The organism is Vibrio sp. 704 (assembly GCF_033339295.1).
In genome coordinates this window covers 1-1,394 of sequence record NZ_JAWOUH010000072.1, presented here as the reverse complement: position 1 = coordinate 1,394, position 1,394 = coordinate 1, and the positions used below count along the sequence as shown (strand labels likewise).

The window sequence follows — 1,394 nt, the reverse complement described above, 5'->3', positions numbered from 1 at the left end:
GATAAATATAGCCGCCACCCGATGTATTCTCCGTCATACTCCCGACTTTTGAAGAGATGCAGGCGATTTTTTTCAACTGTCCTTGTTGCAGTTGTGGATAGAGCGTTTCGACCAGTTTAAGTGGCGCTATCGTATTAATCTCAAGTACTTTACGCCATTCATCCACATCGGTGTTTCCAAACCCATAACCTTTAGGGCCGTAGTAACCAGCGTTGTTAATCAAAAGGTCGATAGGTGGCAGGCTCTGAGCAAGTAACGCGATTTTTGCGTAATCAGTAACATCCAGTTCATGCAAGCTCAAAGAGGAGTAACGTGCTCTCAAAGCTTGTAGTTCGTCACTGTCTGTGACGTTACGGCTAGTAGCGAGGACGTTCCACCCGCGTTCAAGATAAAGCTCTGTCAGACTCAAACCAATACCACGATTTGCGCCTGTGATAAAAACACTATGGGCCATTTTTAACTCTCTGGTAAGACTCGTTATCGAACTATTGTGTTAGCTGAGTGCGACAAAATCAACTAACCACCATGCACTAAACAACAGGGATATAAATACAGAGATAGCACAGAAGGAACCAAATAAAGCGCCTAGGACCGTAAATGTCGTTTTCTTCATCGTTGGAGTATGAAATTTGATTTTTAATGAAAATCATTATCAATTAAATTAATTTCTATTCAACCTTTGTAGTTGGTAATATTTCACAACGTTGTATGAAAAGAATGTCTCATGTTGCCACTGATATACCACCCTATATACTCAAAACTTGAATTGCCCGAAGGGCACCGTTACCCAATCATGAAGTATCAATATCTCTATGAAGAGGTACGTCGCGATGTGCAAGCTGAGTGGGTGCAGTTTTTTGAACCACAAGCGCTGTCAATTGAAGCGATCAAGCGCGTGCATGATGCGGAGTATGTTGACTTACTGGCACAAGGTAATATGCCAGCAGCTAAAATGCGTCGAATAGGCTTTCCTTGGAGTGAAGCTCTGATCAATCGAACACTGACGTCAGCGGCTGGTACGCTTCTGACAGCCGAAAAAGCGCTTGAACACGGTATCGCACTGCACTTAAGTGGTGGTTACCACCATGCTCACAAAGATTTTGGTAGTGGATTCTGTTTGTTCAACGATTTAGTGATTGCGGCTAAACACATGTTGGATAACGAGCACGTTGATAAGATTTTAATTATTGATAGTGATGTTCATCATGGTGATGGAACCGCCACCTTGTGCCAAGAAGAGCCGGACATCGTGACGCTCTCTTTTCATTGCGATAAAAACTTTCCTGCGAGAAAACCACCGTCTGATTTGGATGTTCCGTTAGCAAAAGGAACAGACGATGAAACATTTTTGATGACGTTTAAAGAGGTGGTAGAGATGGCGTTGAATCTCCATC

The 1,394-nt window shown here is 43.0% G+C and carries 2 protein-coding genes; one reads left to right on the top strand and one right to left on the bottom strand.

Translation table 11 applies throughout. From position 1 onward, the window contains the following. A partial coding sequence (locus tag R7R24_RS24495; protein WP_318119695.1) for an SDR family NAD(P)-dependent oxidoreductase occupies window positions 1–454 on the bottom strand: 454 nt, incomplete at its 3' end. A gap of 270 nt (window positions 455–724) precedes the next feature. Between R7R24_RS24495 and R7R24_RS24490 the strand changes: the two genes are divergently transcribed. Beyond that, on the top strand, window positions 725–1,394 hold a 670-nt coding region (locus R7R24_RS24490; RefSeq protein ID WP_318119693.1), incomplete at its 3' end, for a histone deacetylase.